This is a genomic window from Jiangella alba (genome assembly GCF_900106035.1).
Taxonomy (GTDB): domain Bacteria; phylum Actinomycetota; class Actinomycetes; order Jiangellales; family Jiangellaceae; genus Jiangella; species Jiangella alba.
Map to the genome: position 1 here is coordinate 871998 of NZ_FNUC01000003.1, position 16581 is coordinate 888578.

General features: G+C 72.5%; 14 protein-coding genes. 10 read left to right on the top strand and 4 right to left on the bottom strand.

From position 1 onward, the window contains the following. Window positions 1-146 precede the first annotated feature (146 nt). From BLV02_RS06705 to BLV02_RS06730, 6 genes are all read left to right on the top strand, one after another. On the top strand, window positions 147-1976 hold the full coding sequence (locus BLV02_RS06705; RefSeq protein WP_342762378.1) for an acetolactate synthase large subunit: 1830 nt from the start codon (window positions 147-149) through the stop codon (window positions 1974-1976). Continuing rightward, window positions 1976-2500, top strand: coding sequence for an acetolactate synthase small subunit (gene ilvN, locus BLV02_RS06710; protein ID WP_069114596.1), 525 nt, complete (start codon window positions 1976-1978; stop codon window positions 2498-2500). Before BLV02_RS06705 ends, ilvN begins: the two co-directional genes overlap by 1 nt. A gap of 28 nt (window positions 2501-2528) precedes the next feature. Next, window positions 2529-3557 (top strand): ketol-acid reductoisomerase, encoded by a 1029-nt coding sequence (gene ilvC, locus BLV02_RS06715; RefSeq protein ID WP_069114595.1) that lies wholly within the window; start codon window positions 2529-2531, stop codon window positions 3555-3557. 83 nt (window positions 3558-3640) lie between these two features. Then, window positions 3641-4279, top strand: coding sequence for a LysE family translocator (locus tag BLV02_RS06720; protein ID WP_069114594.1), 639 nt, complete (start codon window positions 3641-3643; stop codon window positions 4277-4279). Window positions 4280-4308: 29 nt separating this feature from the next. Beyond that, window positions 4309-5106, top strand: coding sequence for a helix-turn-helix domain-containing protein (locus BLV02_RS06725; RefSeq protein WP_069114593.1), 798 nt, complete (start codon window positions 4309-4311; stop codon window positions 5104-5106). A gap of 47 nt (window positions 5107-5153) precedes the next feature. Then, window positions 5154-5567: a VOC family protein gene (locus BLV02_RS06730; protein WP_069114592.1), complete on the top strand. Its 414-nt coding sequence runs from the start codon at window positions 5154-5156 to the stop codon at window positions 5565-5567. Between the two features lie 5 nt (window positions 5568-5572). On the opposite strand, the gene BLV02_RS06735 is transcribed toward BLV02_RS06730, so the two are convergent. The 3 genes from BLV02_RS06735 to BLV02_RS06745 all read right to left on the bottom strand — a co-directional run bounded on the left by BLV02_RS06735 (window position 5573) and on the right by BLV02_RS06745 (window position 9036). After that, window positions 5573-6094: a hypothetical protein gene (locus BLV02_RS06735; protein ID WP_069114591.1), complete on the bottom strand. Its 522-nt coding sequence runs from the start codon at window positions 6092-6094 to the stop codon at window positions 5573-5575. Between the two features lie 23 nt (window positions 6095-6117). Next, window positions 6118-8016 carry an anthranilate synthase family protein gene (locus BLV02_RS06740; RefSeq protein WP_069114590.1) on the bottom strand — a complete coding sequence of 633 codons (1899 nt, stop codon included), beginning with the start codon at window positions 8014-8016 and terminating at the stop codon, window positions 6118-6120. Between the two features lie 168 nt (window positions 8017-8184). After that, window positions 8185-9036, bottom strand: coding sequence for a slipin family protein (locus BLV02_RS06745; RefSeq protein WP_069114589.1), 852 nt, complete (start codon window positions 9034-9036; stop codon window positions 8185-8187). Between the two features lie 496 nt (window positions 9037-9532). Here BLV02_RS06745 and BLV02_RS06750 point away from each other — a divergent pair, with 496 nt between their 5' ends. The 4 genes from BLV02_RS06750 (at window position 9533) to ppk2 (ending at window position 14726) form a co-directional block, all read left to right on the top strand. Continuing rightward, window positions 9533-10138, top strand: a complete 606-nt coding sequence (locus BLV02_RS06750; RefSeq protein WP_141711844.1) for a TetR/AcrR family transcriptional regulator — start codon at window positions 9533-9535, stop codon at window positions 10136-10138. Window positions 10139-10200: 62 nt separating this feature from the next. After that, a complete protein-coding gene (locus BLV02_RS06755) occupies window positions 10201-11934 on the top strand; it encodes an ABC transporter ATP-binding protein (protein WP_069114587.1) in 1734 nt (577 codons plus the stop codon). Beyond that, the gene (locus BLV02_RS06760; RefSeq protein ID WP_069114586.1) at window positions 11931-13913 is read left to right on the top strand and encodes an ABC transporter ATP-binding protein; all 1983 of its coding nucleotides are present in this window, start codon (window positions 11931-11933) and stop codon (window positions 13911-13913) included. The genes BLV02_RS06755 and BLV02_RS06760 overlap by 4 nt, the downstream gene beginning before the upstream one ends. A 9-nt stretch (window positions 13914-13922) precedes the next feature. Beyond that, the gene (gene ppk2 / locus BLV02_RS06765) at window positions 13923-14726 is read left to right on the top strand and encodes a polyphosphate kinase 2 (protein WP_069114585.1); all 804 of its coding nucleotides are present in this window, start codon (window positions 13923-13925) and stop codon (window positions 14724-14726) included. On the opposite strand, the gene BLV02_RS37060 is transcribed toward ppk2, so the two are convergent. Then, window positions 14719-16545 (bottom strand): ankyrin repeat domain-containing protein, encoded by a 1827-nt coding sequence (locus BLV02_RS37060; protein ID WP_069114584.1) that lies wholly within the window; start codon window positions 16543-16545, stop codon window positions 14719-14721. The two genes, ppk2 and BLV02_RS37060, sit on opposite strands and share 8 nt — an antisense overlap. Between the last annotated feature and the right edge of the window lie 36 nt (window positions 16546-16581).

Consider the following 16581-nt stretch of genomic DNA (forward strand, 5'->3'; position numbering starts at 1 on the left):
GACATCCGGGGATCTGCCTTGACGTGCACCCTGCGGGTGAGGGACGGTGCATTCGTGCGTTTCGGCATTCTCGTACTTCATTAGCGCGTCAGGCGATCCAGCCGACGCGCTACCCCTCGTCAGCCCTCACCGGGCGGAGGGGTTTTTTGTTGCACGGGACACCTCGAAACGGACACACGACCACACAGCAGAAGGGTCCGGCCATGCCGCAGGGACAGCCCACCAGGGACAACGGGACGACGATGACGGGCGCCGCCAGCCTCATCCGCTCGCTCGAGGCGGTCGGCGTCGACACCGTATTCGGCATTCCCGGTGGCGCCATTCTCCCTGCGTATGACCCGATGTTCGACTCCCAGCAGATCCGCCACATCCTGGTCCGGCACGAGCAGGGCGCCGGTCACGCGGCCGAGGGGTACGCCCTGGCCACCGGCAAGCCGGGCGTCTGCATGGCCACGTCGGGGCCGGGCGCCACGAACCTCGTCACGCCCATCGCCGACGCGCACATGGACTCCGTCCCGATGGTCGCGGTCACCGGCCAGGTCGCGTCGGCGGCCATCGGCACCGACGCGTTCCAGGAAGCCGACATCCGCGGCATCTCGATGCCCATCACCAAGCACAACTACCTGGTCACCGACCCCGCGGAGATCCCGCGCACCATCGCCGAGGCGTTCCACATCGCGACCACGGGGCGGCCCGGGCCGGTCCTCGTCGACGTCGCCAAGGACGCCATGCAGGCCATGACGACGTTCCGCTGGCCGGTCGAGCTCGACCTCCCCGGCTACCGCCCGGTCACCCGTCCGCACGCCAAGCAGGTGCGCGAGGCGGCCCGGCTGATGGCGTCGGCGAAGCGCCCGGTCCTGTACGTGGGCGGCGGCGTGCTGCGCGCCCGCGCGTGGGCCGAGCTGCGCCGGCTGGCCGAGCTGACCGGGTTCCCCGTCGTCACCACGCTGACCGCGCGCGGCGCGTTCCCCGACAGCCACCAGCAGCACCTCGGCATGCCGGGCATGCACGGCGGCGTCGCGGCGGTCACGGCGCTGCAGAAGGCCGACCTGCTGATCGCGCTGGGCGCCCGGTTCGACGACCGCGTCACGGGGAAGCTGTCGTCGTTCGCGCCCAACGCCGCCGTCATCCACGCCGACATCGACCCCGCCGAGATCTCCAAGAACCGCGTCGCCGACGTCCCGATCGTGGGCGACTGCAAGGAGGTCATCACCGAGCTGATCCCGGCCGTCGAGGCCGAGTACGCCGCCGGCACGCAGGCCGACCTCACCGGCTGGTGGCGCCAGCTGGACCAGTGGCGCGAGAACTACCCGCTGGGCTACACGCCGGCCGAGAACGGCGAGCTCATGCCGCAGTACGTCATCGAAAGACTCGGGCGGCTGGTCGGATCGGACGCCATCTACGTCGCCGGCGTCGGCCAGCACCAGATGTGGGCGTCGCAGTACATCTCCTACGAGAACCCCAACACCTGGCTGAACTCCGGCGGCGCCGGCACCATGGGCTACGCCGTCCCGGCGGCCATGGGCGCGAAGGCCGGCCGGCCCGAGGCCACCGTCTGGGCCATCGACGGCGACGGCTGCTTCCAGATGACGAACCAAGAGCTCGCCACCTGCGCCATCGAGGGCATCCCGATCAAGGTGGCGGTCATCAACAACGAGAGCCTCGGCATGGTCCGGCAGTGGCAGACGCTGTTCTACGAGGGCCGCTACTCCAACACCGACCTCGGCAGCCGCCGCATCCCCGACTTCGCCAAGCTGGCCGAGGCCTACGGCTGCGTCGGGCTGCGCTGCGACACCGCCGAGGACGTCGACGCCACCATCGAGAAGGCCATGGCCGTCGACGACCGGCCGGTCGTGGTCGACTTCGGCGTCCACCGCGACGCCATGGTGTGGCCCATGGTCGCCGCTGGCACCAGCAACGACGAGATCCAGATCGCCCGGGGGATGGCCCCGGAATGGGACAGGAGCGACGACTGATGAGCAAGCACACGCTGTCGGTGCTGGTCGAGAACAAGCCGGGTGTGCTGGCGCGCATCGCCGCGCTGTTCTCGCGCCGCGGCTTCAACATCGACTCGCTCGCCGTCGGGCCGACGGAGCATCCGTCGGTCTCCCGCATGACGGTCGTCGTCCACGTCGAGGACTCCCCGCTCGAGCAGGTCACCAAGCAGCTCAACAAGCTGGTCAACGTCCTGAAGATCGTCGAGCTCGACCCCGGTCAGTCGGTCCAGCGCGAGCTGGTGCTGGTGAAGGTGCGCACGGACAACGAGACCCGGCCGCACGTGCTGCAGACGGTCGAGCTGTTCCGGGCGAAGGTCGTCGACGTGGCCGCCGACGCGGTGACCATCGAGGCGACCGGCTCGTCGGACAAGCTGAGCGCGCTGCTCAAGGTGCTGGAACCGTACGGTATCCGTGAGCTCGTGCAGTCCGGTGTGGTGGCGGTGGGGCGCGGATCGCGCTCCATCACCGACCGCGCGCTGCGCCCCGTCGACCGCGTTGCATAGAACCCCAGAGATAGAAGGAGAAGCCCTCGTGGCAGAGATGTACTACGACGACGACGCCGACCTCTCGGTGATCCAGGGGCGGGTCGTCGCCGTCATCGGCTATGGAAGCCAGGGCCACGCGCACGCGCTGAGCCTGCGCGACTCCGGCGTGGACGTCCGCGTCGGCCTGCAGGAGGGCTCGAAGAGCCGGGCCAAGGCCGAGGCCGAGGGCCTGCGCGTCGTGACGCCCGCCGAGGCCGCCGCCGAGGCCGACCTCATCATGATCCTGGCGCCCGACCACGTGCAGCGCCACATCTACGCCAACGACGTCGAGCCCAACCTGCAGGAGGGCGACGCGCTCTTCTTCGGCCACGGCTTCAACATCCGGTTCGGCTACATCAAGCCGCCGGCCAACGTCGACGTCGCCATGGTCGCGCCGAAGGGCCCGGGCCACCTGGTGCGGCGCGAGTTCGCCGACGGCCGCGGCGTGCCGGTGCTGGTCGCCGTCGAGCAGGACGCCAGCGGCTCGGCGTGGGCGCTCGCGCTCGCGTACGCCAAGGGCATCGGCGGCCTGCGGGCCGGCGGCATCAAGACGACCTTCGCCGAAGAGACCGAGACCGACCTGTTCGGTGAGCAGACGGTGCTCTGCGGCGGCGTGTCGCACCTGGTGCAGGCCGGGTTCGAGGTCATGACCGAGGCCGGCTACCAGCCCGAGGTCGCGTACTTCGAGGTGCTGCACGAGCTCAAGCTGATCGTCGACCTCATGTACGAGGGCGGCATCGCCAAGCAGCGCTGGAGCGTGTCCGACACCGCCGAGTACGGCGACTACACCACGGGCCCGAAGGTCATCGACGCGTCGGTGAAGCAGCGCATGCAGCAGGCGCTGACGGACATCCAGGACGGCTCGTGGGCGGCCGGCTTCATCGCCGACCAGGACGCCGGCGCGCCGGAGTTCAAGCGGCTGCGGGCCGAGGGCGAGGCGCACCCGATCGAGGGCACCGGCCGCGAGCTGCGCAAGCTGATGTCCTGGGTCAAGTCCAGCGACGACGACTACACCGAGGGCACGGCCGCGCGCTGACGCGGTTCCGCGGTTCCGGCCGGCGGGGAGCACCTGCGTGAGGGCTCCCCGCCGGCCTCCATTCCCGTGACGAGGGGGCGGTCTTGATCTCGACGACTCACCTGCTGGCGTTCGTCGTCAGCTCGTTCATCCTCATCGCGATCCCCGGGCCGAGCGTGCTGTTCACCGTCGGCCGGGCGCTGGTGCTGGGCCGTCGCGGCGGTCTCGCGTCGGCGGCCGGCAACTCCGCCGGCGCGTTCCTGCAGGCGCTGGCCGTGGCGTTCGGCCTCGGCGCCATCGTCGAGCGCTCCATCGTCGTCTTCACCGTCATCAAGTTCGTCGGCGCCGCATACCTCGTCTACCTCGGCGTGCAGGCCATCCGGCACCGCCGGTCCTTCGCCGACACGGCGGCCGGCGCGGTCCGGCTCACCAGCGCACGCCGTGCCGCGCGCGAGGCGTTCGTCGTCGGGCTGACGAACCCCAAGGTCATCGTGTTCTTCGCGGCCGTCCTCCCGCAGTTCGTCGACCCCGCCGGCGCGGCCGCGAGCGTGCAGATGCTGCTGTTCGGCGCGGTGTTCACGGTCATGGCGTTCCTCATGGACAGCTGCTGGGCCATCGGCGCCGGCTCCGCGCGCGACTGGTTCGCCCGGTCGCCGGGGCGGCTGGGCCACTTCAGCGCCGTCGGCGGCGTCGCGATGATCGGGCTGGGCGCGCGACTGGCGGTCACCGGCCGCAACGACTGACTGTCGGTGCCCGTGGGTACCGTCGGGTCATGCTGGTCCGCCGGCCACACGCCGCGCTCGCGCCGTTCGTCGAGCACCTCTGGTACCTCGACGAGCCGCTGCCGCCCGGCCGCGACCGCACCCTGCCCACCGGCGCCGCGCAGCTCGTCGTCAACCTCGCCGCCGACCGCCTGAACTGGTACGAGGGCCCTGGCCTCGGCGTTCGCGGCGGGGTCGGTGGCGCCGGCATCTGCGCCCCGCTGGCCCGGCCCATCGGCGTCGACACCGCCGACCAGGCCAGCACCGCCGGCGTCGTGTTCCGTCCCGGCGGCGTCGTGGCCTTCGGCGACGTCCCGGCGGCGGAGCTGACCGACCCCGTCACTCCACTGGCCGACCTCTGGGGCCCGGACGGCGCGAGCGTGCGCGAGCGGGTCCTGGCCGCTCCCACCCCGCAGCGGCGGCTGGACGTGCTCGAGTGGGCGCTGCTGGCGCGGCTGCGGGTCGGGGGCGGCCCCGATGGCGCGCTCGCCTACGCCGTCGCGGCGCTCGACCGCGGCGCTCCCGTGCACGCCGTCGCCGCCCGGGTCGACGCGTCCGCGTCCACCCTGCAACGCCGCTTCCGCGCCGCCGTCGGGCTGTCGCCCAAGCAGTTCGGCCGGGTCCGGCGGCTGCAGCGGGTGCTGCGCGCCGCCACCGCCCCCGGCGTCGACTGGGCGGAGGTCGCGGCCCGGCACGGCTACTTCGACCAGGCCCACCTCATCAACGACTTCCGCGCCCTCACCGGCCTCACCCCCGCCCGCTACGCCCCACGTTCCGCGGCCGAGCACAACCACGTCCCGCTGCGCTGACCGTTTTCTCCAAGCGCGCCACCGCTCCGGCGGGCCACGATGGACGCATGGATGCGATGACCGTGACACCGAAGCTCGTCGTCGACGGGGCGGACGCCGCGATCGACTTCTACCGCCGCGCGCTCGGCGCCGAGCCCGGCGTGCGCTACGCCGGGCCGGGCGGCCGCGTGGTGTACGCCGAGTTCAGGCTGGGCGGCGGCACGCTGTCGATCAAGGATGCCGACGAGCACGACCCCGCCGCCGGCGCCCTGTTCACGCTGGAGGTGGCCGATCCGGACGCCGTCGGGGCCGCCCTCGAGCAGGCCGGCGCGACCGTCGTCTTCCCGATCGGCGACCAGCCGTACGGCATGCGCCAGGGCCGCCTGCGCGACCCGTTCGGCATCCAGTGGATCGTCTCGCGGCTGACCGAGGACCTCAGCGCCGACGAGGTGCAGCGGCGGCTGGACGGCGCTCCGGGCTGAGCAGGTCAGCGGCCGCCCTCGGTGTACGCCGCATGCCAGCGGTTCTCGCGGCGATCCAGCGAGAAGGTCACCCGCTCGCCCAGCGCGACGAACTCGGCGGTGGTGGCGTTGGCGTCGTGGTGGCGCTGGTCGTAGGCGGACCGGACGTAGCTCGGGTACTCCGCGGGTATGCGGCGGTCGAAGTCGGGCAGCTTCTCGATGACGTCGGCCCAGATGTCCGGTCCGGTGTACGCGGCGAGCTGGCCGAGAATCGCCTCGGCCCGCTCGTGCGCGACGAGTTCCTCGACGGCCGGCGTCAGTTGCGCCGTCAGCCGGGCGGCGTGCTCGCGGTCGGACAGCGCCTGGCCGCCCGCGGCGGGCCGCCAGGAGTCGAGCCGCTGCGAACTGTAGAGCCGTTCGCCCTCGATCACGCCGCCGCGCGGGCCGCGGACCAGCAGCACGCCGTCACCGGCATAGACGAGTGCGACGTGGGGATAGCCGTCTCGCAACTGCCGCACCAGCTCTTCGGTCACGACAGGGACGTCCATGTCCGGATCCTAGGCCAGGTCGGTCAGCCGCGGACCGCCCGCCCGCCGCGGACGGGCGCGAGCACGCCGGTCACCAGCTCGGCCAGCAGGTCGATGCCGTCCGCCGACAGGATCGATTCCAGGTGGAACTGCACCGACGCGAACCCGTCGCCCCGCAGCGCGAACACCTCGCCGGTCTCCGGGTGCGCCGCGACCTCAACGCCGGGCGGCTCGGCGCCGGCCGGCAGCCGGGCCGCGTAGGTGTTGTAGAACCCGACCCGGGTCTCGCGGCCGAACAGCGGCACCGGCCGCTGCGTGCCCTGATACGGCTGCGGCAGCGGCCCGAGCGGCAGCCCGACCAGCCCGGCCAGCACCTGGTGGCTCAGGCAGACGGCGAGCAGCGGGCGGTCGGCGTCCAGCCGGGCCCGGACGACGTCGTGCAGCCGGGCGATGCGCGGGTCGTCGACGTCGCGCGGGTCGCCCGGACCGGGACCGGCCAGCAGCAGGTCGTACGCGGCGCCGTCGGCCGGGTCGACGGCGGACCAGCGGCGCACCTCCGCCCGCATGCCGAGCCGGCGCAGCAGGTGCGCCAGCATCGCCGTCCACCGGTCCTCGGCGTCGACGATCAGCACCGACCGCCCGGCCAGTGCCGGCCGCTCGTCCTGCCCCTGCGGGCGCAGCCAGAACGGCGCCAGGGTGCGGTTGCGCGCGGTCAGCGCGGCGGCGACCTCGGGGTCGGCGGCGAACGACGGCGACGGCGCGCGGTCCGCGGCCGGGGCCGGTGCCGGGCCCGCGGCCCCTCCACCCGCCAGCACCCCCAGCGCCGTCAGCACGCCCGCCGCCTTCGCGTGCGTCTCCGCCACCTCGTGACCGGCGACGGAGTGCCGCACCAGCGTCGCGCCCACCGGCACCCGCACGGAACCGTCCGGCGCCAGATGGGCGGTCCGGATCAGGATCGGCGCGTCGACCGACAACCCGTCGTTGTCGCCCTCGATCAGCGCCGCCACGCCCGCGTAGTACCCCCGCCCACCCACCTCATAGCGGGTGATGACCCTCGCCGCGTTCTCCAGCGGCGACCCCGTGACCGTCGGCGCGAACATGGTCTCGCGCAGCACGTCGCGCACGTCCAGCCGCGTCGTGCCCTCGAGCAGGTACTCGGTGTGCACGAGGTGGCGCATCTCCTTGAGGAACGGCCCGAGCACCCGTCCGCCGTCCTCGCAGACGGCGCTCATCATCTTCAGTTCCTCGTCGACGACCATGAACAGTTCCTCGGTCTCCTTCGGGTCGGCGAGGAACCGCAGCAGGCCGCCGGTGGTCGCGCCGCCGGCCGGGACCCGGTGGGTGCCGCTGATCGGGTTCATCACGACGGTGCCGGCGTCGACGCTGACGTGGCGTTCGGGCGTCGCGCCGACCATCGTCACGTCGCCGGCGTGCACGGCGAACGTCCAGTAGGCGCCCGGTTCGCCGGTGAGCAGCCGGCCGAACAGCCGCAGCGCCGCGTGCGGCACCGACCCGGTCAGCCGGGCCAGGTAGTCGCGCCGGACGACGAAGTTCGCCCCGGCGCCGCGGCCGATCTCGTCGCGGATGACCCGGCCGACGATGTCGGCGTACTCGTCGTCGGCGACGTCGAAGCCGCCGGGCGTCACGTCGACGTCGCCGGCCACCGCGGCGAGCACCTCGTCCCGCGTCAGCGCGACCCGCGACCGCACCCGCAGGCAGCGCAGCGGCGCACCGTCGTCGTGGCACTCGAAGCCGCGCTCGGACAGCTGACGGTACGGGATCAGCGCCAGCGTGGCCGCGCTCTCACCCCCGGGCAGCGGGATGTCCGCCAGCCGGTCGACGTCGACGACGTCACCGAGCAGCAGTTCGACGCCGGGACGGCCGGCCCGGGCGAGCAGCGCGAACGGCGGGGGAGCGGGGTCGTCGAGGAGCTCCTGCAGCATGGGGGTTCCTTCCGGTCGAGCCTCGACCGGGGCGGAACGGGCCGCAAACGACGACGACCGCCTCGGTGGAGGCGGTCGCTTGCGTGGGGTACGCGAAGGGGGAGGGCCGCCTAGGAGGCGGGCCACCACTGGCCGAGCACGGTCGCGTACATGCGCCAGACCCTAGCATCACGGCGGCGGGGGCGGCGGCTGTTCGGGCACCGGCCGGGCGCCGTTGGTGTCGGCGGCGGCCGGCGGGACGGCCGGCGGCACCGCGGCCGGTGGCTCCGTCGCGTGCTCCAGGAAGCGCAGCAGCTCGACCGGGAACGGCAGGACGACCGTGGAGTTCTTCTCCGCGGCGACCTCGACGATGGTTTGCAGCAGCCGCAGCTGCAGCGCGGCCGGGGTCTCGGACATCGTGGACGCGGCCGAGGCGAGCTTGTGCGACGCCTGGAGCTCGCCGTCGGCGGTGATGATCCGCGACCGCCGCTCCCGCTCCGCCTCGGCCTGTCGTGACATCGAGCGCTTCATCGTCTCCGGCAGCGCGACGTCCTTGATCTCGACGCGGTCGATCTCGATGCCCCAGCCGACGGCCGGGCTGTCGATCATCAACGCGAGGCCCTGGTTCAGCGACTCGCGGTTGGACAGCAGGTCGTCGAGCTCGCTCTTGCCGATGATCGAGCGCAGCGACGTCTGTGCCACCTGCGACACGGCGAACTCGTAGTCCTGCACCTCGACGACGGCCTCGACCGGGTCGTGCACCCGAAAGTAGACGACGGCGTCGACGCGCACCGTGACGTTGTCGCGCGTGATGCCGTCCTGCGCGGGGATCGGCAGCGTGATGATCTGCACGTTGACCTTGCGCATCTGGTCGACGAACGGGGCGATCCACGCGAACCCCGGCTCGCGCGGCGGCCCGTGCACCTTGCCGAACCGGAACACGACGCCACGCTCGAACTGACGGACGACGCGGGCGCTCGCGGCGTACCCGATGAGGGCGATGATCACCACGATGGTGAGGAGAGCGAATAGCGCACCCATGCTGACCTCCTCGTCAGCGGCCCTACACCTTCGAGCGTACGCCCGTTCGCCGACCGCTGCCGCCGGGCGGGGATGGTTGAGGGAAATGTGCCGCCAGGGCGACACCGGTCCCTCGACCATCGCGCGCGTTGCTCGCGGGCGGCAGCGGGATGGTTGGCGGTTGACTGGTGCTCTGGCCCCACCATTCCGCCAACCATCCCTGCATCCGGCTGGTTGGCGGGTGGTTGAGGTGTGCTGGTGCTCGGGTCTCCAATGCCAACCATCCCGTGCGCGTGGCGGGATGGTTGAGGGAAATGTGCGCCAGGGCGACACCGATCCCTCGACCATCGCGCGCGTTGTTCGCGGGCGGCAGCGGGATGGTTGGCGGTTGACTGGTGCTCTGGCCCCACCAAACCGCCAACCATCCCTCCGCCGCCGCGCTTCGCGGGGAGCGAACGGCGAGTGAAGCTCCGGAAATCCGCTTGTGAGTGAGTCCTCACTCACTTAGCATCGTGCCGTGGCCACCGAGACGCGCCGGGCTCGCGCAACGCCCATGTCGCCCGATCAGCGACGTGAGGCGATCATCGAGGCCACCCTGCCGCTGGTCTACGAGCACGGCTTCGCCGTCAGCACACGGCAGATCGCCGAGGCGGCCGGCATCGCCGAGGGCACCATCTTCCGGGTCTTCGACGACAAGGACACCCTGCTCAAGCAGGTCCTCGAGGCGGCCATCGACCCCAGCGACACCGAGCGGCGGCTGCGCGCCATCGGCACCGACGTGCCGCTGGAGCACCGGCTGCTGCTCGCGGCCGACATCCTGCACGAGCGGCTGACCAGCGTCTTCCAGCTCATGGTCGCCGTCGGCTTCAACCGGCCGCCGGGCGACGACGGCCGGACGCAGCCGCCGCGGCATGCCGGCATCATGGCCGTCATCGCCGCGCTGGTCGAGCCCGACCGGCACCGGCTGCGGGTCTCGCCGGTCGAGGTGGCCCGGCGGTTGCGCATCCTCGCCTTCGCCGGCTTCCACCCGCTCATCAACGACCACGAGCCGATGACCCCGGCCGAGGTCGTCGACCTGCTGCTGCACGGCGTCTGCCTCGACGCGGGCGACCCCTCGCCCTGACCCTCCGACCCGGGCACACGAAGCACACGTCACATCCGACAACTCCAGTTCGGAGCCGTTCCATGCTCATCACCCTGCTGCGGACGTACCTGCGCCCGTACCGCCGCTGGCTCGCCGCCGTGGTCGTGCTGCAGTTCATCGGCACGCTGGCCTCGCTGTACCTGCCCAGCCTCAACGCCGACATCATCGACAACGGCATCGCCCGCGGCGACACCGGCTACATCGTCCGCACCGGCGGGTGGATGCTGGCGGCGACGGTGCTGCAGATCACCTGCACGGTCGGCGCGGTGTACTTCGGCGCGAAGACGGCGATGGCGTTCGGCCGCGACGTCCGGGCCGCGATCTTCCACCGGGTCGGCGAGTTCTCCGCCCGCGAGGTGGGCCGGTTCGGCGCGCCGTCGCTGATCACCCGCAACACCAACGACGTGCAGCAGGTCCAGATGCTGGTGCTGATGTCGTGCACGCTGCTGGTCACGGCGCCGATCATGGCCACCGGCGGCGTCATCATGGCGCTGCGCGAGGACGTCGGGCTGGCCTGGCTGTTGCTGGTCTGCGTCCCGGCGCTGATCCTCGGCATCGCACTGATCGTGCGCCGCATGGTGCCCGGCTTCCGGCTCATGCAGGAGCGCATCGACGGCGTCAACCGGGTCATGCGCGAGCAGATCACCGGCATCCGGGTGGTCCGGGCGTTCGTCCGCGAGCGCTGGGAGCAGAGCCGGTTCGCCGTCGCCAACACCGCGCTCACCGACACCGCGCTCTACGTGGGCCGGCTGATGGCGCTGATGTTCCCGTGGGTCATGCTGATCTTCAACGTGTCCAGCGTGGCCGTGCTGTGGTTCGGCGCCGGCCGGGTCGACGACGGGCAGATGCAGATCGGCTCGCTGACGGCCTTCCTGACCTACCTCATCCAGATCCTGATGTCGGTCATGATGGCGACGTTCATGCTGGTCATGCTGCCGCGGGCGACGGTGTGCGCCGAGCGCATCGGCGAGGTGCTCGACACCGAGTCGTCGGTGGTGCCGCCGGTCGACCCGGTCACGACGCTGCCGCGGCGGGTGTCGCTGGAACTGCGCGACGCCGAGTTCGCCTACCCGGGCGCCGAGTCGCCGGTGCTGCGCGACATCACGTTCACCGTCGAGCCGGGAAGCACGACCGCCGTCGTCGGCAGCACCGGCTCGGGCAAGACCACGCTGGTCAGCCTGGTGCCGCGGCTGATCGACGTCACCGCCGGCCAGGTGCTCGTCGGCGGTGTCGACGTCCGCCGGCTCGACCCGGAGGCGCTGCGCGAGCGGATCGGGCTGGTGCCGCAGAAGGCGTACCTGTTCTCCGGGACGGTCGCCAGCAACCTGCGCTACGGCAACCCCGACGCCACCGACGACGAGCTGTGGGAGGCGCTGCGCATCGCGCAGGCCGCCGACTTCGTCGAGGAGATGCCGGAACGGCTGGACGCGCCGATCGCGCAGGGCGGCACCAACGTGTCCGGCGGGCAGCGGCAGCGCCTCGCGATCGCCCGCGCGCTGGTCCGCCGGCCCGACATCTACCTGTTCGACGACTCCTTCTCGGCGCTCGACCTCGCCACCGACGCCCGGCTGCGGGCGGCGCTGCGTCCGCACACCACGAACGCGGCGGTGGTCATCGTCGCGCAACGGATCTCCACCGTCATCGACGCCGACCAGATCGTCGTGCTCGACGACGGCGCGGTCGTCGGGCTCGGCACGCACGCCGAGCTGATCGAGACCTGCCCGACCTACGCCGAGATCGTCGAGTCCCAGCTGACCGCGGAGGAGGCCGCATGAGCGCGTCCAGGTCCACGACGACGACCGCGCCCGCGCGGCCGACGGGCGGCCGTCCCGGCGGCGGCCCGCCCGGCATGGCCGCGATGGCCGGCCCGCCGCAGAAGGCGCTGAACTTCGGCCCGTCGGCGAAGCGGCTGATCGGCCGGCTGCGGCCGGAACGGGCCGGCGTCGCGGTGGTGCTCGTGCTGGCCGTGGTCAGCGTCGCGCTCAACGCCATCGGCCCGCGGCTGCTCGGGCACGGCACCGACCTCATCTTCCAGGGCGTCATCGGCCGGCAGCTGCCCGCGGGCGTCAGCAAGGAACAGGCGGTCGAGGGCCTGCGCGCCGGCGGCCAGGACACCTTCGCCGACATGCTCGCGCACATGGACGTCGTGCCCGGCCAGGGCGTCGACTTCGACGCGCTGCGGACGGTGCTGCTGGGCGTGCTGGCGCTGTACGTGGGCGCGTCGCTGTTCATGTGGCTGCAGGCGTACCTGCTCAACACCATCGTGCAGCGGACGGTGTTCCGGCTGCGCTCCGACGTCGAGGACAAGATCCACCGGCTGCCGCTGAAGTACTTCGACGCCAACGCCCGCGGCGACGTGCTCAGCCGCGTCACCAACGACATCGACAACGTGTCGCAGAGCCTGCAGCAGACCATGAGCCAGCTGCTGAACTCGCTGCTCACCGTCATCGGCGTGCTGGTGATGATGTTCTGGATCTCGCCGGTGCTGGCGCTGATCGCGCTGGCGACGATCCCGCTGTCGCTGCTGGTGACGGCGCTCGTCGCGAAGCGGTCGCAGAAGCAGTTCGTCGCGCAGTGGGCGCACACCGGCGCGCTGAACGGGCAGATCGAGGAGGCCTACACCGGCCACGCGCTGGTCAAGGTGTTCGGCCGGCAGCGCGAGGTGGAGCAGTCGTTCGCCGGCAAGAACGAGGAGCTGTACCAGGCCAGCTTCGGCGCCCAGTTCGTGTCCGGGCTGATCATGCCGGCGATGTTCTTCCTCGGGAACCTCAACTACGTCGCCATCGCCGTCGTCGGCGGCCTGCGGGTCGCGTCCGGGTCGATGAGCCTCGGCGAGGTGCAGGCGTTCGTCCAGTACACCCGTCAGTTCACCCAGCCGCTCACCCAGCTGGCGTCGATGGCGAACCTGCTGCAGTCCGGCGTCGCGTCGGCGGAGCGGGTGTTCGAGCTGCTGGACGAGCCCGAGCAGGTGCCCGACCCGGCCACGCCGGCGACGCTGGGCGGCCCGGCCCGCGGGCGGGTCGAGTTCGAGCACGTCACGTTCAGCTACGACCCGGACCAGCCGCTGATCGAGGACCTCTCGCTGGTGGCCGAGCCGGGCCGCACGGTGGCGATCGTCGGCCCGACCGGCGCCGGCAAGACCACGCTGGTCAACCTGATCATGCGGTTCTACGAGCTGCAGGGCGGGCGCATCACCATCGACGGCCGCGACATCGCCGACCTCAGCCGCGACGAGCTGCGCTCCAACATCGGCATGGTGCTGCAGGACACCTGGCTGTTCGGCGGCACCATCCGCGAGAACCTCGCCTACGGCGACCCGTCGGCGCCGGAGTCGCGGATCCGGGCGGCGGCCGAGGCCACCTACGTCGACCGGTTCGTGCACTCGCTGCCCGACGGCTACGACACCGTCATCGACGAGGAGGGCGACAACATCAGCGCCGGTGAGAAGCAACTGCTCACCATCGCGCGGGCGTTCCTCGCCGACCCGTCCATCCTCATCCTCGACGAGGCGACGTCGTCGGTCGACACCCGCACCGAGGTGCTCGTCCAGCACGCCATGGCGGCGCTGCGCAGCGACCGCACCAGCTTCGTCATCGCGCACCGCCTCTCGACCATCCGCGACGCCGACCTCATCCTCGTCATGCGCGACGGCGCCATCGTCGAACAGGGCTCGCATGCCGAACTGCTGGAGCGTCGCGGAGCATACTTCGACCTGTACAACAGCCAGTTCGCGCTGCCGGCCGTCGACGAGTAGGGGGACACCGTGGCGAAGAAGGACGAGCGGCTTCCGAAGAAGATCTACGAGAAGGAGCTGTTCCGGCTGCAGGCGCAGCTGGTGACGTTGCAGGAGTGGGTCCGCCAGGAGGGCGCCCGCGTCGTCGTGGTGTTCGAGGGGCGCGACGCGGCCGGGAAGGGCAGCACCATCAAGCGGGTCACGCAGTACCTCAATCCCCGCATCGCCCGCATCGCCGCCCTGCCGGCGCCGACCGAGCGGCAGCGCGGCCAGTGGTACTTCCAGCGCTACGTCGAGCACCTGCCCGCCGCCGGCGAGATCGTCCTGTTCGACCGGAGCTGGTACAACCGCGCCGGCGTCGAGCGGGTCATGGGCTTCTGCACGAAGGAGGAGTACCAGCGCTTCCTCAACCAGGCCCCGACGTTCGAGCGGATGCTGGTCGAGGACGGCGTCCTGCTGCGCAAGTACTGGTTCTCCGTCAGCGACGCGGAGCAGGAACGCCGGTTCCGGTCGCGGCTGGAGGACCCGATGCGCCGGTGGAAGCTGTCGCCGATGGACCTCGAGTCGATCAGCCGCTGGGAGGACTACTCGCGCGCGAAGGACGACATGTTCGTGCACACGGACATCCCGGAGGCCCCGTGGTACGTGGTCGAGAGCGAGGACAAGCGGGCGGCGCGCATCAACATGATCGCCCACCTGATCTCGACCATCCCATACCACGAGGTGCAGCGGCGGCCGCTGGAGCTGCCGCCGCGGCCGGCCGCCAAGGGGTACGAGCGGCCGCCGCGGGAGCTGCAGACCTACGTGCCGGACCACGCCGCCTCGCTCAGCTGAGCTCCGGCAGTTCGACGCCGTGGTCGAGGAGCGCACGGGCACAGCCGGCCCAGTCGGCGACGATGCCGGGTTCCTCGTTGTTGCTGCTCGCCCACGCCAGCGTCCCGGTGACGGTGTCGCCGAAGCCGTGCACCACGGCGGGGTCGGCGCCGTGTTCGAGCAGGAACCGCGCCAGCGCCGCGTCGCCGCGGAAGACGGCGTGGTTGAGGGCGGTCGCGTTCCAGTCGCCGCCGGGCTGGTCGATCGGCCAGCCGGCCTCGACCAGCAGCCGGACGGCGTCGGCGGCACCCTCGCCGGCGAGGTCGGGCAGCAGCCGCCGCTGGCCGTCGTCCAGTCGGTCGGTCAGGCCGGGATGCGCGGCGAGCAGGGTGCGGGCGACGGTGCCGTCGCCGCGGGCGCAGGCGGCGATCAGCTCCTCCAGCGGAGTGCCGGCGTCGTCGGCCGGCAGCAGTGACGCCGCCTCCGTCAGCCCGAACCGCAGCGCCAGCCGGTACGCGCCGACCCCGTCCGGCGTGACGGCGCGCGGGTCGGCCCCGGCGTCGAGCAGCAGCCGCACGTACCGCGTCGAGCACCGCCGCCGCAGCCCGAACAGCAGCGGCGACCCCCACACCGGCGACGGCTCGTTCGGGTCGCCGCCGTGCTCGAGCAGCAGCCGCAGCACCCCGGCGTCGTCGTGGTCGGCGGCGGCGTACATCGCGTTCGTGCCGGTGACGGTCGCGCCGGCGGCGAGCAGCAGCCGGGCGCACTCGCGATCGCCCAGCGAGTGATACAGCGACTCGCCGTCGTCCGGGTCCGCACCGGCCGCGAGCAGCAGTGTCGTCAGCTCATGGTCGTGGGTGACGCCCGCGGCGCCGTACAGCGCCGTCACCGGGTGCTGCCCGCCCGCGGGGACGACCGCCTGGTTCGGGTCGGCGCCCGCGGTCAGCAGCGTGCGGGCGCAGGCGCGGAGGCCGGTGGCGAACTCCGGCAGCCGCACCAGCGACGAGTGCGCGACGGCGACCAGCGGCGGCAGGCCGAGCACACCGCCGGGCCGGTGCACCCAGCCGGGATCGGCGGCGATCGCCCCGGTCACGGCCGCGACGTCGCCGGTCGCCGTGGCGATGTCCCCGGCGGCCGCCGCGAGAAGGCCGACCCCGGCCGCGACGAGCGGGTCGTCCCGGCCGGGGCCGCTGCCCAGACCGCCGTCGTGGGTGGCGCTGCCGCGGGCCCCGCTGCCGGGGGCGGCGCCGTGGTGGGTGGCGTGGTCGTGGGCCCCGCTGCCGGGGGTGGCGCCGTGGTGGGTGGCGTGGTCGCGGGCCCCGCTGCCTGGGGCGGCGCCGTCGTGGGTGGCGTGGTCGCGGGTGGCGCGGTCACGGGCCTCACGGTGGTCGGTGGCGCCGCCGAGATCGCTGGCGTTGCGGCCCCCACCGTCGGGGGCTGGTCGTCCGCCAGGATCGCCGTCGCCGGGGGTGGCGCCGCCGAGATCGGCGCGGTCGCGGGCGGCGCGCAGCAGGCGGGCGGCCTCGACCGGCCGGGCGGCGTGCGTGCCGCCGATGCTGTCGCCCGCGTACACCAGCCGCAGCCAGTGCTCGGCCGTCACGCCGCGCACCTCCTCGACGTACCGCCGGAGGGCGGTCCACGACGCGAAGCCGTACTCGCGGGCGACGCAGGACTGCGCGTCGCGCAGCCGTGGCCTACTGCCGTGCGGTCCCGTGGCGTGCGGCAGGGTGGCGCGGAACCGGGCGGCCGCCGCCGGGTCGCCGTCGCGGTAGGCGCGCAGCAGCTCTTTGGCCTGCTTCTTCAGGTGGCCGAGGTCGGGTCGGACGGGTAGCTCGGGCATCGAGTCCTCCGTGCGCGAGAGCGCCGATGGTCCGCA

Coding starts and splice junctions, on each gene's coding strand:
- ilvN (WP_069114596.1), top strand. CDS start 1,976: ATGAGCAAGCACACGCTGTCGGTGCTGGTCGAGAACAAGCCGGGTGTG.
- BLV02_RS06725 (WP_069114593.1), top strand. CDS start 4,309: ATGCTGGTCCGCCGGCCACACGCCGCGCTCGCGCCGTTCGTCGAGCAC.
- BLV02_RS06730 (WP_069114592.1), top strand. CDS start 5,154: ATGGATGCGATGACCGTGACACCGAAGCTCGTCGTCGACGGGGCGGAC.
- BLV02_RS06735 (WP_069114591.1), bottom strand. CDS start 6,094: ATGGACGTCCCTGTCGTGACCGAAGAGCTGGTGCGGCAGTTGCGAGAC.
- BLV02_RS06740 (WP_069114590.1), bottom strand. CDS start 8,016: ATGCTGCAGGAGCTCCTCGACGACCCCGCTCCCCCGCCGTTCGCGCTG.
- BLV02_RS06745 (WP_069114589.1), bottom strand. CDS start 9,036: ATGGGTGCGCTATTCGCTCTCCTCACCATCGTGGTGATCATCGCCCTC.
- BLV02_RS06755 (WP_069114587.1), top strand. CDS start 10,201: ATGCTCATCACCCTGCTGCGGACGTACCTGCGCCCGTACCGCCGCTGG.
- BLV02_RS06760 (WP_069114586.1), top strand. CDS start 11,931: ATGAGCGCGTCCAGGTCCACGACGACGACCGCGCCCGCGCGGCCGACG.
- BLV02_RS37060 (WP_069114584.1), bottom strand. CDS start 16,545: ATGCCCGAGCTACCCGTCCGACCCGACCTCGGCCACCTGAAGAAGCAG.